The following is a 16,042-nucleotide window of genomic DNA, read 5'->3' on the forward strand; positions in this document are numbered from 1 at the left end:
TTTTGTTATAAATTGGTGATGATACTGGCTAAGACGAAATAGGGAAGTGAAGGCGCAAAAGAAAAGCCCTCGGTGCGAGGGCTAAGAAAGTTTGACTGCTTTCAAGGTGTTGTGAGGAGATACAGGTCGATACTAGGCCAGGTGTGTTACCGAATTGTGACAATCGCCGTCTGACCTAGCGTCTCAGCGCATGGCCTTTTCCTGCATTGCCCGCACGTCGCGCACCCTTTCTTGCAGGATTGCCGTGGTGTGGTAGTTGCCTTCGGCCAGTTTCAGGCCATTGCGCAGCTGCACCATGGCGGCGTCGTAGATGCCGTTTAGGATGAAATACTCCGCTCGCGCTTCGTGCACACCTAAAATATTGCCCGCTAAGCCGTGAACTTCCGCCAGCTGATACCACACATAGGGGTCGGCGCTGCGGCGGCGAGAGTGGCGGTCGAGAACCTGTTCGCTCTGTAGGTAAAAGCCGGCCTTCATCAGGGTATCGGCGTAAGCCATGTTGACCGGATGGTTGGTGGGCTCGGTTTTCAGTAGCTGTTGCTGGACGGCAATAGCTTCTTCGTAGCGGGCTTCGGCGGTGTAGATATCGGCGAGGGCGAGTTGATATTCCAGTTTATTCGGGGCCTGTACGAGTAGAGGCGCTAGCGCTTCGTGGGCGCGATCGGGTTGGCCAGACTTGCTGTAAGCGAGGACTAGGCCATAGCGGCTGGCTTCTTTATTCAGGCTGTCGCCGTCAATTTCGCTACTGAAGCGCTTAACAGCTGCTTGTGGGCTCTCGGCTTGCATCAAAAAGACCCGCGCGCGCATCAAATGGAAGCTTAGGCTGGATTCGTAGCTCTTCTTCGGAAAGCGGGTGGCTCTGTTCATGGAGTCGGCGATTCGGCTTTCGGTCACCGGGTGAGTGAGCAAAAACTCCGGCGGCCGGCGCGAGTAGCGGGTAGAGCGTAACATGGACTCAAACATCTCTGGCACCGCGTAGGGGTCTAGCCCTGCAGCTACCATGGTCTCCATGCCCACCCGGTCTGCCTCTTGCTCATTTTGGCGCGAGAAGCGCAATTGGTTGTCGAGCGAGGCCGCTTGGGTTGCCATCATCGCCGCCATGCCAGCATCGCCGCCGGCAGTGGCCATTAACACCAAGCTTGCCAGCATGGCCGCGGTGGTGGGAATGCTGGCATTTTGCCGGGCTTCGACGCCACGGGCAAAGTGACGCTGGGATAAATGCCCCAGTTCGTGCGCCAGCACCGATGCCAGCTGGTTTTCAGTATTGGCCGTGGTGAACAGCCCGGTGTGAATACCCATAACGCCGCCGGGCACGGCAAAAGCGTTCATGGTGGGGTTTTTAACCAGCAAAAGCTCTATTCTCTTATCGGGCAGCTCGCTGTAGCCGGCCAGTTTGGCCACCAACTTCTCTAAATAATCGACCATAAGTGGGTCGTGCGAGGTGGGCACCTGGGCGCGAAAGGCCCGTGCCCAACTTTCCCCCAACTCTCTTTCCTGTTGGGGTGATACAATGCCGCTGGTTGCATCGCCGAGGGCGGGAAGCTGGATGTCGTTGGTTTGGCTAAACGCAGGAGCGCTTAAACAGGCCGCGGCCAAGAGGGTGGCGATCAAGGTTTTCGTGGAATGTCGGCCGCAAATTTTGGGCACAAAGCGCTCTCCGTGTAATGATGGCTCCACTCTATCGGTTTCGGGCTTTATCGACCAGCCGTGTTGAGTGGTGAATGTGTAATTTGACCCTGAACTTGAACCTAGGTTCAGCAATTTTTTGTAAAGCGAATGAACATGTCTGCAGACAAGCCGTTACCCGATGCGCAGCTAACCATCGATGCCCGCCATATGGCTTGCCCTATGCCGCTGTTGAAAGCCAAGCAGGGTATGAATCAACTCACCAGTGGCGAGGTTTTATGCCTGTTGGCCACAGACGCCGGTTCGATGCGCGATATTCCGGCTTACTGTAAAATCAGTGGTCATTTTTTGATCGCCGAGCGCGCGACCGATACTGAATTTTGCTATTGGTTGCAAAAGCGCTAGGATTCGCACCCGGTACTCTTCCCCTATTTTGGAACCCCACAGAATGCTCAATATTTTTCGCAGTTGGACTAATCGCTACTTCTACGACGAGGAAGCGATTCTACTGTTGATATTGTTGGTTGTCGGCTTGGTTTTGGTGGTCACCATGGGCACCATTCTTGCGCCCATGATTGCCGCTATTATCTTGGCGTTTCTGTTGCAGGGGCTGGTGGTTCGATTGTCGAACATGGGGCTTAACCCCATGGTGTCGGTGTGGCTGGCGTTTACCTTGCTAGTGGCGGGGTTGGTGTCCACTTTATTTGTAGTATTTCCCATACTCTGGCGGCAAATGGGCAACTTGCTCGACGAGCTGCCGCGCATGATGGTGCAAGCCAAGTCGCAGCTGGCATTGCTACCCAGCCGCTACCCCGAGTTTGTCTCTGAAGAGCATATCGAGCGCATTAACAATTTGGCCGGCGCTGAACTTGGCCAGGTGGGGCAGAGCCTTGTGACCTATTCGGTCGCCTCGGTGCCGCTACTGGTTACGGCGTTGATCTATTTAGTGTTGGTGCCGATTTTAGTGTTTTTCTTTTTGAAAGATCATCGCCAAATACTCGCCTGGCTGAGTGGTTTTCTGCCCCGCAAGCGCCCGATTATGCGCCGTGTTTGGTTGGAAATGAATGACCAGGTGGCTAACTATATCCGCGGTAAAGCCTTGGAAATTTTTATTGTTACCGGGGTCAGCTTTGCCGCCTTTTCCTTCTTAGGTTTGCGTTATTCGCTGCTGCTTGCTATCGCCGTAGGCTTGTCGGTTTTGGTGCCTTATATAGGCGCTGCGGTAGTCACCTTGCCGGTGTTAATGGTGGGTTTGTGGCAGTGGGGGTTGGCGCCAGATTTTTATTGGCTGCTGGTGGTTTACGGCATCATTCAGGCGGTCGACGGCAATGTCTTAGTACCCGTGTTGTTTTCTGAAGCAGTTAATTTGCACCCAGTGGCGATTATTTTAGCGGTATTGGTGTTTGGCGGTGTCTGGGGCTTTTGGGGCGTGTTTTTTGCGATCCCATTAGCCACACTCATTAAAGCCGTGTTGAACGCTTGGCCGAGTAAGACCAATGGTGAGAGTGCGCCGGAAGTTTCAGTTTGAAAATGATTGCACAACCTAAATATTGCCTCTCGGCGCTGACCTTGTGGTTGGCGACTTATTTTTTCTCCGCGCTGGTGTGGGCTCAAGTTAGCGAGCAGACCACGCAAGCGACAACAGCGGTGGATAAAGGCGATAGTGCGGTCGCAGAAGAAGTACTGAAAGCGCCATCGGCAGAATCAGTGATCGTGCAATCGGTGGTGCCGGTTAAAAGCCCTAACGACGATCGCGATTACAAATACATAGAGTTGGCCAACGGCTTAAAAGTATTGCTGATATCAGACCCAGTCACCGAGGAGTCGGCCGCGTCGCTGCAGGTTGCCGTGGGCAGCGCGCAAGACCCAGAAGGTCGCGAGGGGCTGGCACATTTTCTTGAGCACATGTTGTTTTTGGGCACAGAAAAATACCCAGAAGCCGATGCCTACCCGCAATACATCGCTAAAAGTGGCGGCAGTCATAACGCTTACACTAGCCTTGATCACACCAATTATTTCCTCAGTGTCAGGCCCGACTTTCTCGCCGGTGCGCTGGATCGCTTCGCGCAGTTTTTTATTGCGCCGCTGTTTACCGAAGCCTACGTAAACCGAGAAAAAGAAGCGGTACAGGCCGAGTTTCTGGCCAAAATTAAAGACGATAGCCGGCGCAGTCATTCGGTGGTTCAGGCCGTCATGAACCCGAATCATCCCGCGGCTCGGTTTACGGTCGGAAATCTCGACACCTTAGCCGACAGGCCGAACCAAAATGTTAGGGATCAACTCATTGAATTTTACGCCAAGTATTATTCGGCCGACCAAATGTCGCTGGTGGTGCTGGGGCGTGAGAGCTTAGCGGAACTCGAGCGCATGGTGGCCGAGCGCTTCAATGCGGTGCCGCAATTGGTGAGACCCGAAATGCTCAATAGTCAGCCGCTGTTTCTACCCGACGCGCTACCACTCGAGGTGCGCTATAGGCCAGAGCAAGAATTGCGCGAGTTGCGGCTAACCTTTCCCGTGCCCGATAGCCGAAGTTATTTTCAAGAGAAGCCATTAACGCAAATTGCTAACTTACTCGGTCACGAAGGCCGCAGTAGTTTGTTGTCGGCGCTGAAGGCCGAGGGTTTGGCAGAAAGTTTATGGGCCGGCGAAAACGACTACGGCCCCTATGGCAGTTCCTTCGTGGTCTCGATAGCCCTCACTGAAAAAGGCCAAAATAATCCTGAGCTGGTTAAGGCGTGGGTATTTACCGCCATCGATATCATCAAGCGCGATGGCTTAGAGCCGTGGCGGTTTGAGGAGCTTAAACAGCTGGCCGATATTAGCTTTCGCTTCCAAGAAAAAAGAAGCCCCGCGTCTCTCGTGCAAACCTTGGCGCGAAATTTACATCTATACCCAGCGCCCGATGTGTTGCGAGCCGGCTATATTTACGAGGGTTTTGACCAATCTTTATTAGAGTTATATCTCGATTACTTGCGGCCCGACAATGTGTTTGTGCTGCAGGCCGACGACAAGCTAGAAACGCAACAATTAAGCCCCCTGTACGACACGCCTTATTTAGTGCAAAAGCCAAAGCCGCTTTTAGCGTTAACACAAGAACAGCGCGACCAACTCAAGTTGCCTGCGCCCAACCCCTTTATACCTGGGCGTTTACAAGTGCGCGATACGGTATCTAAAAGCAGTTTGCCCGAACGCTTAATTGCCGAGTCAAAACTCCGGCTTTGGTATATGCAGGATAACCAATTCGATTTGCCCAAGAGTGTGATTCGCATTCAGTTGCGCTCGCCGGCGGTTGGCGTCGATTTGCAAACTCGGGTGCAAGCCGAGTTGTATGTCGCCATGGTGTTGGACGAATTAAATGAATACAGCTACCCCGCTTTTTTGGCCGGCCTAGGGTTTGATGTGCAGGCCACGGCGCGCGGGCTGGATATTACCGTAGCCGGTTACAACGATCGACAGGGCTTGTTGTTAACGGAAGTGCTGGAGGCCTTGGTTAGCCCGCGGTTGGAATCATCTCGGTTTGCCAATGTGCGCGGTGAGTTAATGCGGCGAGCGCGCAACGGCGATAAGCAACCACCTTATATTCAGCTGTTTCAGCAACTGGTGCCTACGCTGTACGAACCCGCTTGGCCGAGCGCCGAAATAGCCGACGCCATGGGCAACACTGGGCTTGCCGATTTGAAAAATTTTGGCCGCAGGTTCACCCTCAATAGCCAGGTCGATATGCTCGCCTATGGCAACCTGCTGCCGGCCGAAGCGCGCCAACTGGCCACCTTGGTGGGCCAGCAATTAACCCAAGGTAGGCCGATCAATCAGAAGGGCAAGTTAAAACTACTCACCTCCGCGCGCGGTGGTTACGAGCGGCAATTATCAGTGCAGCACAACGACAACGCGCTGGTGATCTATCACCAGGCCGACAGCGATAGGTACAGCGATAGAGCCCACCTGATGCTCTTGGCGCAAAGTATTCGCACGCCTTTCTTCAACAGTATTCGCACCGAGCAGCAATTGGGTTATGTGGTCTTCGCCGGCGCCATGCCCATCGCCGAATACCCGGGCCTAGTGCTGGTGGCTCAGTCGCCGCACGCCGATGCCCGCCGGTTGCGCGCGGCCTTTGATGACTTCATTAGCCAAATGCCCGAGTGGCTAGCCGATGATTTGGATTTACAGCGCAGTGCCGTGCTGGCGCAATTGCAGGAAAAACCCAAAAATCTGGCGGAGCAGGCCGGCCGCTTCTGGGATGAGATTGCCGCTGTGGGGCCGGCCGGCGACGTCGATTTTCAGCGCCGTAAAAAGCTCATTAAAGCGCTGGAACAGGTTAATGCGGTGACCTTGCGAACCTTCGCCTATCGACTATTCGACCCAGAGCGCCGCTTGGTGCTGGGGACAGGGCCTATGGCCACAGAGGCCGAGCCGGTGACCAAGGTCACGGACCTCTCAAGCTTTAAGGCGAGCGGTAAGCACTATATAGTGCCTTGAGCTATGCGGTATTGCCCTCAGGCCATGTCTAGGTTGGTTTTGTAGAAAAATTACAAATGAAACTAATTTTACACTAGGCCATTTCGGCAATTATTTTCGGCATTTCCGCCGGAAAACTCGCAATAATCTAAACGACCCAGTATTATGATGCCAATTATCAAGCGCATAGCTGTATCTCATGCCTTGATTTTGTAAAAAAACTACAAGAATGAACATAGAGGACGTAATTCTCGCTCAGTCAGTTTTTTTTGAGCGATCATTGCGCTGCCTCTATACTCTTTCGATTGTTTATTTCACACGTTGACTACAACCGGCATGCCCGGGTGAAAGGAGAGTTGAATGACAGAGGATATTGATGCCCTCGAAACGCGCGAGTGGCTCGATGCTCTACACGCGGTAATTCGTTACGGCGGCGACGGCCGTGCGGCGTTTTTGCTCAAGCAGATGTTCGACCGCGCCACTATGGCCGGTGTGGATTTACCTGCAGCAATTACCACCCCCTACCGCAACACCATTCCCCCCAAGAAAGAAAAGCGCATGCCGGGCGACCTGTTCATGGAACGCCGCATCCGCTCGTTAATTCGTTGGAATGCCTTGGCCATGGTTATGCGTGCCAATGACAACGACGACGGTTTGGGTGGCCACATCTCTAGCTTTAGTTCCGCGGCGACTTTGTACGACGTGGGCTTTAACTATTTCTTCCGCGGCAACGACGGCGAAGAGCTAGGCGACCTCATTTACTACCAGGGCCACAGCGCGCCGGGTATGTACGCTCGCTCCTTCCTCGAAGGCCGCTTGAGCGAAGATCAGCTCGACAACTTCCGCCGCGAAGTGGATGGCGCTGGTTTGTCTTCTTACCCGCACCCTTGGTTAATGCCCGATTACTGGCAGTTCCCCACCGTATCTATGGGCTTGGGGCCATTGCAGGCCATTTATCAGGCGCACGTGATGCGCTACGCCTCGGCGCGGGGCTTATCGCCACGTGGCGATCGCAAAGTTTGGGCCTTCTTGGGCGACGGCGAGTGCGACGAGCCGGAGTCTTTAGGTGCCATTGGTTTGGCCGGCCGCGAAGGCTTGGAAAACCTGATTTTCGTGATCAACTGTAACCTGCAGCGCCTCGATGGTCCGGTGCGCGGTAACGGTAAGATCATGCAAGAGCTGGAAGGTATTTTCCGCGGCGCGGGTTGGAACGTGATTAAAGTGGTGTGGGGCCGTCATTGGGACGCACTGCTGGAAAAAGACACCACCGGCTTGCTGCAAAAGCGCATGGACGAAGTGTGCGACGGCGAATTGCAAAACTACAAGGCCAACGGCGGCGCTTATACCCGCAAGCATTTCTTCGGCAAATACCCGGAGCTGCTTGAGCTGGTAAAAGACATGAGCGATGACGAGATCATGAAGCTCAACCGCGGCGGTCACGATCCCTATAAGGTTTACGCGGCTTACGCCGAGGCCATGGCCTGTAAAGGTCAGCCCACGTGTATATTGGCCCAAACTGTAAAAGGTTATGGCCTAGGTGCAGCCGGTGAAGCGGCCAACATCACCCACTCGGTGAAGAAGTTGGATGTGGAATCGCTGAAAGGTTTCCGCGATCGCTTCGGTATTCCTATCTCCGATGAAGAGCTGAAAACCGTTCCCTACTACCGTCCAGCGCCAGACAGCCCAGAGATGCAGTACATGCACTCGCGCCGCAAGCAGCTGAATGGTTACCTGCCCGCGCGTCAGGCAGATTTCGATGCGCTGGAAATTCCCTCGTTGGAAACTTTTAAAGCCCAGCTTAAAGGTACCGGTGAGCGCGAAATTTCTACCACCATGGCGTGGGTGCGTTTTATCTCTACCTTAGTAAAAGATAAAAACATTGGCGAGCGCGTGGTGCCCATCGTGCCCGATGAAGCGCGCACCTTTGGTATGGAAGGCATGTTCCGTCAGCTGGGTATTTATACCTCTGAAGGGCAAAAATACGTGCCCCATGATCACGATCAGATCATGTACTACAAGGAAGACAAGAAGGGTCAAATTCTGGAAGAGGGTATCAACGAAGCCGGTGCTATGGCCGCTTGGTTGGCCGCGGCAACTGCCTACTCGAACAGCAACTGCCCGCTGATTCCTTGCTACATCTATTACTCCATGTTCGGTTTCCAGCGTATCGGTGACTTGGCGTGGGCTGCAGGCGATAGCCAAGCGCGCGGTTTCTTGATTGGCGCAACCGCCGGTCGCACCACCCTAAACGGTGAAGGTTTACAGCATCAGGATGGTCACAGCCACGTATTGGCCAACACCATTCCCAACTGTAAAACCTACGACCCAACCTACAGCTACGAGCTGGCGGTGATCATGCACGACGGCATGAAGCGGATGTATCAAGACAAGGAAAATTGTTTCTACTACATCACCACCATGAACGAAAACTACGTTCACCCCGACATGCCCGTTGGCGCCGAAGACGGCATCATCAAAGGTATGTACTTGCTGAAAGAAGGCAAGAAGACCAAGAAGGGTGGCTTGCGGGTTCAGTTGATGGGGGCAGGCTCAATTCTGCGCGAAGTGGAAGCGGCGGCGGAAATTCTGCGCGAAGATTTCGGCGTAGAGTCCGACATCTGGAGCATGACCAGTGTGAACGAACTGACCCGCGACGGTCAGCGTGTATCGCGCTGGAATATGTTAAACCCAGAAGCCAAAGCGCCACGCAAAGCTTACATTACTGAGTGCCTAGAGAAGCAAGAAGGCCCAGTGATTGCAGCAACCGACTACTTGAAAACCTATACCGAACAGCTGCGCGCCTTTATTCCTGGCGACTATGTAGCGCTTGGTACCGAAGGTTTCGGTCGCTCGGATACGCGTAAAAAGTTGCGTCACTTCTTCGAAGTAGATCGTCACTTTGTTGCCGTTGCTGCGCTGAAAGCGCTAGCAGACCAAGGTGCTATTAAAGCCTCTGTGGTGAGCAAAGCGCTGAAGCAATTCGGTATCGATTCAGAAAAGCCAGACCCAATGAGCGTGTAAACGCTCTGGCCTTAAAAAGTGGTGGTTCACTTCGCCACTTTTTACTTAGGGGCCGATAGGTAATAAAAACAGGATAATTTTTTATCCGAGATCTTTGCAGGAGCGGGAATTTTGTTCTCTGGCAAGGCGGATCAGCACACAGAGAGGGCGTTTATGTTGATAAATGACCGATTGAGCACAGATCCAACGCCAGCAGAGGGGAAAATGACAAACCTGCACTGATCTCAAATCCCTTGAAAGATCATACGCAAGGAGTTGACCTTGGCTATTCAAACTATCGCGGTGCCGGATATTGGCGGTTCTGCAGATGTAGAAGTGATAGAGGTATGTGTTGCAGTGGGCGATACCATCGAGTTGGAGCAATCCTTGGTGGTGTTGGAAACTGACAAAGCCTCTATGGAAGTGCCGGCTACGGTTGCTGGCAAAATTACCAAGCTTTCTGTGAAAGAGGGTGACAAAGTCTCTGAAGGCAGCATTCTGGTTGAAGTTGAAACTGGTGCTGCGGCAGCCGGTGCTGCGGCAGTCCACACTGCGGCAGCCGATACCGCCCCAGCTGAGCCAGAGGCCGAACCAACCGCTAAGAAGTCAGCGCCCGTCGCCGATAAGCCGGCACCAGCCACTGCTTCGGCTCAAACCAGTGCCGAGCAGTCGGTAGAAGTGCCCGATATCGGCGGCGCCGACAATGTAGACGTGATTGAAATTTGCGTCAGCGTTGGCGATGAAGTCGCCGAAGGCGATTCGCTGATTGTGTTAGAAACCGATAAAGCCTCCATGGAAGTGCCAGCACCATTTGCCGGTAAAGTGGTGAGCTTAAGCGTGGCCGAAGGCGCAAAAGTGTCGCAAGGTACTGTGATTGCCGTACTGGCGACAACCAGTGCAGCAACCCAATCTGATGCTGCCGAGCCGTCTCCAAAACAAGCGGCGGCAGCGCCTGCCCCCACAGCGGCGGCTAAAGCTCCTGCAAGTGCACCGGCCGGCGATCAAAATTTGGTTGTGCCAGAAATCGGTGGCGCCGAAGGTGCTGAAGTTATCGAAATCTGCGTAAAAGCGGGCGATAGCATCAGCGAAGGCGACTCACTGATTGTGTTAGAAACCGATAAAGCCTCCATGGAAATTCCAGCGGCTTTCTCGGGCAAAATTAAGAGTTTGTCGGTTAAAGAAGGCGATAAGCTTTCCGCCGGTGATGTGATTGGCGTCATCCTGGCTGAGGGCGCAGCAGCGCCAGCGCCAGCAGAATCGACAGCGGCTACAGCCAGTGCCCATGTTGTTTCATCTAAAGATGCACCGGTAGCGGAATCTGCCGTGGTCGCCATGCCTTCGGCTAAACCGACTGCGAGTGCAGAGCTTGCAGCTACCACTGGTTTTGGCGATAGCGTTTATGCGGGCCCCGCCGTGCGTAAGCTCGGTCGTCAATTGGGTGTTGATTTAGCCAAGGTGAAGGGCAGTGGCCCGCGCGGTCGTTTAACCAAAGATGATGTTCGCATCTATGTGAAAACCATCGTTAACGACGTGCAAACCGGGAAAATTTCAGCCTCTTCTGGCAGCGGTATTCCGGCTATGCCAGCGGTAGATTTTTCCAAGTTCGGCGCCATTGAATTGCTCAAAATGAGCAAGATCAAAAAACTTACCGCCGCTAACATGCAACGTAATTGGCTGAATATTCCGCACGTTACCCAGTGGGATGATGCCGACATTACCGACCTAGAAGCTTTCCGCGCCAGCATGAAAGCCGAAGGTGAAAAGCGCGGTGTTAAATTAACGCCCGTGCCTTTCCTGTTAAAAGCGGTAGCCTCTGCTTTGCGCGCCGAGCCAAGCTTTAACGTGTCTATGCATCACGATGGTGAGCACATAGTGCAAAAAGATTATGTGCACATCGGCATGGCAGTGGATACGCCGAACGGGTTGGTTGTACCGGTTATTCGCGACGTAGACAAAAAAGGCCTGTGGGAACTGGCCGCCGAAGCCACCGCAATCGCCAAAAAAGCGCGCGATGGTAAATTAACCATGGCAGAAATGCAGGGCGGTTGTTTCACCATTTCAAGCTTAGGCGCCATGGGTGGCAATGGCTTCACGCCCATCGTCAATGGCCCAGAAGTTGCCATCTTGGGCGTATCGCGCGCACAGATCAAACCGGTTTGGAACGGCAAAGACTTCGAGCCGCGCAACATGTTGCCGCTCAGTTTGTCTTACGATCACCGCGCAATTAATGGTGGTGATGCAGGTCGGTTCTTTACTTACTTAACAGCGGTTATTGCGGATATTCGCAAGCTGTTGTTGTAGTGGGTTGCTGAGTTATTCAGTGATGAAAATGGGCGCCTTTGGTGCCCATTTTTTTGCTTGAGATTTGGTGGATGGGATTTGAGTTGTTGTTAAAGCTGGTGAGCTACAAGCTACAAGCTACAAGCTACAAGCTACAAGCTACAAGGCGGGGGGGGCCGCCCCCTACAAGCTACAAACTACAAGCCGCAAGCCGCAAGCCGCAAGCCGCAAGCCGGATGGCCGGACCCCGCAAGTTAAAAGTTAGAAGCTAAACGAATTAACGTAGAGTTTGGTGTGCTGCCCTTCACCCAGCCATTTCACCGCTCCATCAGTGCTGTCTTCGGCAACTGCTCCTGCGTCACCTGATGGTGCCTACTTTTGGTGCTCTACCTCCTGTTTCCCTATAGTCGTGCACTAAGTCGCTCCCGCCACATACCGTCGAGCGGCACCGAGGTTGTAGTTTGCTTGCAGGACGTAGGTACACTTGGTGAAAAGGAAGTCGAAGGAGAGTGTTGTAGAAGTGGTTTGGAGAGGGGCTCTCCATGGTTTGGCTGGCGTCAAAAGAAGGGTGGCAGTTTGTTGTGTTTGTTGGCGTCTTAATCTACCTAGGGCGCTAAGTATCTGTTGTAAAGAGATTTTTGGTGTGGTTCGATTGATGGGTATTTTGGATGTACGACGAGATGTCGTTTTATCTTGCGACGCCCAGTCGTTTATTAAGGCTGTTAAGCGCTTATGAAAAATATCGAAGAATTTAACTTGATAGTAGGCGAGATACTTGGTGAGTGCTACCGATCATTTGCTTTTCCAACGAATGTGTCAAAGGTGGATATCGGTCAATTTGTAACGACCCAAAGCAACATTATATAGATCAATTGCTAAATAGCGTTATTGAAGTATTTGGAGATTATGTCGAAACTACCCTTTATTACCTTTTTTCTAATTCGATCGTCGAAAAATGAGCTTATGGATATGGCGGCGACCGGCCATATTCTTTTATAAAAAACGCCATTTGATAAGCGCTTTGTGTTCCCTGATATTCTGATAGGAGATTTTAATCTTAACCCTCAAAGTCGGGTGTAGCGCATCACCTACGGCAAGTGCCAATTACTTGGCAAAAGCTCAGCAAGAAAATTAATTAAGTAAAGGTCGCCGGTAAAATGACAGCTTAATCCTCGTCCTCCCTCTGCGAAGGTTTAGCAATACTGTCATGCTAAGCGCCAGATCTTAAGATGGTTGCCATTCACTACCGTACGTGGTAAAAATGCTGCTTCGATTTAGCAGGTAGAAATTGAAAAGGCAAACTCGTGGCGACGCGAGGACGCAAAACCAGTGTCTCCTATTGGTTCGCAGGAGATCGAACGGTTGCCAATTGAAGTAAACCCTACATTTGCAATGCATTTTTGTGCGCTGCCCTTCGATTTGTGACCTTAGAAATTATCTATTTTTAAGGAATTCCTACCCTTGAAATCAATTACTGCCTTTGCGAAATTTACATTCGCATTACCTAGCTGGTCATCTAGCGCATCCTTGAATAACACTTTAGGCGTCGTTCGTTCAGGTGGAAAGAGTGCATTTTCATTGAGAAAAGTGCCGATAGTCATAAGCTTGTTAATGGCATTCCCTGTAACGATATCAGCTTATGCTGATGGGGCTTCAAAGGAAACTCTAGAACCTAGCTCCGCCATTCAGATCGAAGAACAGACCGGCTCACGAGCCTCCGCAGAGGAGGCAGAGCCCAAGAAAAAGGGTCTATTTTCAAATGTTGTTAGCGGCTTAAAAAATGTAGGCGGTGAAATAAAGAGGGGCATTGATAATGCCAATGAGAAAAAACGACTAAAAGAAGAACAATATTCTGACATGGAAGCCATACACACTTATAAGGGTAAGTATATCGGCATGTATATGTGGAAACATAATCGCTCACCACTTAACCCAAACGGAACAAAGACAGACATCGCTGGATTTCGTGATATGGAATGGGGTGTAGGTGTGCCTGAAAACATGAAATATCTTAAGACGGACTTGAGTGGTCTAAAGCACTATACTCGATCGGGCGACAGGATGGTGATCGGTAGCGCCAAGCTAAGCAGCATACATTATATATTTTACAAAGAGGCACTCCATTCAGTGCAATTATTTGCTGTCAACAATGACGTGAATGCCAATAATCTTTTGCACGCAGCAGACAAAACATACGGTGACGAAAAGGCTCCAGACAGTGTTTCTCATCGCCCTTGGACAGCTACCTATGAAATCACTAACAACCCGTATCGAGTGAAAGGTAGTAGTTACTTCTATGATAAATACTTTGGTTGGGCTGAGTTTAAGTGTGGTTAGTTAGGGCAAGATGGTTGCGACCTAACCCTTACCTCTAAAATTCAACAAATAGATTTTATGGGAGAAGAAATGAAAGATGCAACGAATGCGGCGGATGATTTTTAATTTACTAAGACCGAGCTAGATCTTAACCCCGTCAGCGCAATCTGTGGATGCACTTGGGTTAAAGGAATAACAAGGCTGGGGGCCGATCCTTTGGCGCCAGCAATAGTGAAACACTAGGAGACGTACACAGTGACCACATTACGACCAAGTCACCTGATCTTTTTAGATATCGATGGGGTGTTGCGGCCCGATAAGGCATACGACGCGAAGTTGAAAAAGGAAAGCGTTGATTGCCTGAAGACGATTGCAAGGCATTTTAATTCTCGCATTGTTATCACATCTACCTGGCGAGATCTGCATACATGGGAAGTCTTTAACAAGCCTCATCTGCTTGACGGCTTGGTCATCGGCGAAACGCCGGATCTTGATCCTATGCACAATCAAAATGGTCGTTATTCTGAAGTGCAGGCTTATCTAAAAAAGAACAAGTTCGACAGCGTTCCGTGGTTAGCTTTTGATGATAAGCAGGTTCACTACCCTGTAGGGCATCCGCAGGTTTACTTGACCAACCCATCAACCGGTATTACTCGTGATGATGTGCAGAGGATCATTAATGGCAATATCGTACAAAAGCCCAGCGCTGCCGGTTCTACGGCATACAACGAGAAAACCATGAAACACATTCGCAGTTATATGGCTCAAGAAGGCTGCTCTGAAAAAGAGGCCGTGGAAAAGCTTATTGGTATTGCGGCAAGTATTCTCTAGGTCGCCTTATCCTCATTTCATCTATTCATTTTTCAATCTTTATTATGAACGCTAATCTCACACAGATCGTAAGAGGCAAAACCGCCGTTCTTTTGGTGGCAGCTGCGTTGGTGCAGGGCTGTTCGACTGCGCCTAAAAAAGACGTGGACACTCATGTCACGCCACCTGAGTTAAGTCACCTTCCAGCTACCCAGATGCCTATTGAAAAGTTAGCTCTAGGTACCGAAAAGCATCATGAGTTGGTCGACATACAGCGTAGTCTTGCCGATAGAAACCTTTTCCTGACAAGGGATAATGTGATTGAAGTTGTCGACAATCAATCGTGTTCTGTGGATGTCGTCGCTCATCGAGGCTATTACAAGCAGCCCGAAAACAGTTTTCAGGCTATCAGCGTAGCGGGCGGTCTTGACTATCAAGAAATCGAGATTGATCTGCGACTGCTGGGTGATGGTACTTGGGTTAATTATCACGATGCTCGGCTTGGCATTGCAGCGATACACCCGGATGAGAGTTTTAAAGAGCTATCCCGTATGAAATTCAGCGAGTGGAAAACACTGCATCTGCGCGATAAAGCCACCAACCAAATATTACCCTCTAAGCGTCCCTTGTCGGGTGCTGAGAGCATCCGCATCTTTGCTATGTACAAATCGCCGGGGCAGAGACTTAACGTTGAAATCAAAGATGAGTCTGTGAAAACACACCATCTTCGTGAGCTGAATGACTATCTTATCGCGATGCTAGGCCAGGATGCCTTCTATTACTCCAGTTCATCGATGCAGCTGCTGAAGGATCTGCGTGAGTTAAATGGACAGGTGTACCTCGGCGTGGTCCAGCTCCCCCACAAGAAGAGCGTTGATATCCAGAAGGCAGCCTTAGAAAAGGCTGTGGGAGACGATGCGACCTATAAGAATCGTCCTTGGTGGTTCGATATGTATGCCGGCTATAAATACAAGCGTACCTATCTGGCCAAGCTCAAAGAGAATGACTTCACCCAGTCTGCAGGGCTCAATCGTATCATGAATGCACTGGGCAATAATGCCGGCTTGCACCTCGATATTCGTCGATATGTTGAAGCACCCGATGTCCTTCTACGCGCAAGGCAGCGCGGCCTTCGGGTGTACACCTATACCATCAATGCGGATGAATACCATATGGAAGAGCTAATGAGGATGAAAGCAATGTCTCGCTTACCGCATGGTGTCATTGTCGATAACACGCCTTATCGCGTTTGTGATCGACTATTCGGTGTGAGTAAGCGAAAGCAGTCCTACACAGCGACTACGCCAATTGGTCGCTATATCACCTCGCTTCCTGGTAATGCAGATCTGTCTCGATTTAAAGAAGGGTATTCCCTGGATAATGGCGAAACCTATTTCGCCCTTAACGGCCAAATCAAAAGTATAGGTTCATCGTCTGTGGTTGACAGTTATACGAAGAGGACGAAGGGAAATAGACCGGATTCCGATGCTAAGGATGACCCTTTGTCCCCCATTCCGAAGACAAGCATTATTCAAATCTCTATACCTAAGTAATT

The 16,042-nt window shown here is 51.3% G+C and carries 9 protein-coding genes and 1 riboswitch; of the genes, 8 read left to right on the forward strand and 1 reads right to left on the reverse strand.

Annotated features, from left to right (window positions below):
• Positions 1-183: 183 nt before the first annotated feature.
• Positions 184-1,647, reverse strand: coding sequence for a M48 family metalloprotease (locus tag QWY82_RS10015; protein ID WP_290261832.1), 1,464 nt, complete (start codon positions 1,645-1,647; stop codon positions 184-186).
• A 135-nt stretch (positions 1,648-1,782) separates the two neighbouring features.
• Here QWY82_RS10015 and QWY82_RS10020 point away from each other — a divergent pair, with 135 nt between their 5' ends.
• From QWY82_RS10020 to QWY82_RS10055, 8 genes are all read left to right on the forward strand, one after another.
• Positions 1,783-2,031: a sulfurtransferase TusA family protein gene (locus QWY82_RS10020; RefSeq protein WP_290261834.1), complete on the forward strand. Its 249-nt coding sequence runs from the start codon at positions 1,783-1,785 to the stop codon at positions 2,029-2,031.
• Between the two features lie 43 nt (positions 2,032-2,074).
• A complete protein-coding gene (locus tag QWY82_RS10025; RefSeq protein ID WP_290261836.1) occupies positions 2,075-3,154 on the forward strand; it encodes an AI-2E family transporter in 1,080 nt (359 codons plus the stop codon).
• Between the two features lie 2 nt (positions 3,155-3,156).
• Positions 3,157-6,102: an insulinase family protein gene (locus tag QWY82_RS10030; protein WP_290263507.1), complete on the forward strand. Its 2,946-nt coding sequence runs from the start codon at positions 3,157-3,159 to the stop codon at positions 6,100-6,102.
• Positions 6,103-6,441: 339 nt separating this feature from the next.
• Positions 6,442-9,102 (forward strand): pyruvate dehydrogenase (acetyl-transferring), homodimeric type, encoded by a 2,661-nt coding sequence (gene aceE, locus QWY82_RS10035; RefSeq protein WP_290261838.1) that lies wholly within the window; start codon positions 6,442-6,444, stop codon positions 9,100-9,102.
• Between the two features lie 261 nt (positions 9,103-9,363).
• The gene (aceF, locus tag QWY82_RS10040) at positions 9,364-11,382 is read left to right on the forward strand and encodes a dihydrolipoyllysine-residue acetyltransferase (protein ID WP_290261840.1); all 2,019 of its coding nucleotides are present in this window, start codon (positions 9,364-9,366) and stop codon (positions 11,380-11,382) included.
• Between the two features lie 1,264 nt (positions 11,383-12,646).
• Positions 12,647-12,731, forward strand: a riboswitch (cyclic di-GMP riboswitch).
• Positions 12,732-12,822: 91 nt separating this feature from the next.
• Positions 12,823-13,698, forward strand: coding sequence for a hypothetical protein (locus tag QWY82_RS10045; protein ID WP_290261841.1), 876 nt, complete (start codon positions 12,823-12,825; stop codon positions 13,696-13,698).
• 234 nt (positions 13,699-13,932) lie between these two features.
• Entirely contained in the window at positions 13,933-14,508 is a 576-nt protein-coding gene (locus QWY82_RS10050) for an HAD domain-containing protein (protein WP_290261844.1), read from the forward strand.
• Positions 14,509-14,552: 44 nt separating this feature from the next.
• Positions 14,553-16,040: a glycerophosphodiester phosphodiesterase gene (locus QWY82_RS10055; protein WP_290261846.1), complete on the forward strand. Its 1,488-nt coding sequence runs from the start codon at positions 14,553-14,555 to the stop codon at positions 16,038-16,040.
• The last annotated feature ends 2 nt before the right edge of the window (positions 16,041-16,042 follow it).

It is taken from the genome of Simiduia curdlanivorans, assembly GCF_030409605.1.
Lineage (GTDB): Bacteria > Pseudomonadota > Gammaproteobacteria > Pseudomonadales > Cellvibrionaceae > Simiduia > Simiduia curdlanivorans.

Excerpts from the sequence above, each read along its gene's own strand:
- QWY82_RS10020 (WP_290261834.1), top strand. The coding sequence starts at position 1,783 with ATGTCTGCAGACAAGCCGTTACCCGATGCGCAGCTAACCATCGATGCC.
- QWY82_RS10025 (WP_290261836.1), top strand. The coding sequence starts at position 2,075 with ATGCTCAATATTTTTCGCAGTTGGACTAATCGCTACTTCTACGACGAG.
- QWY82_RS10030 (WP_290263507.1), top strand. The coding sequence starts at position 3,157 with ATGATTGCACAACCTAAATATTGCCTCTCGGCGCTGACCTTGTGGTTG.
- aceE (WP_290261838.1), top strand. The coding sequence starts at position 6,442 with ATGACAGAGGATATTGATGCCCTCGAAACGCGCGAGTGGCTCGATGCT.
- QWY82_RS10055 (WP_290261846.1), top strand. The coding sequence starts at position 14,553 with ATGAACGCTAATCTCACACAGATCGTAAGAGGCAAAACCGCCGTTCTT.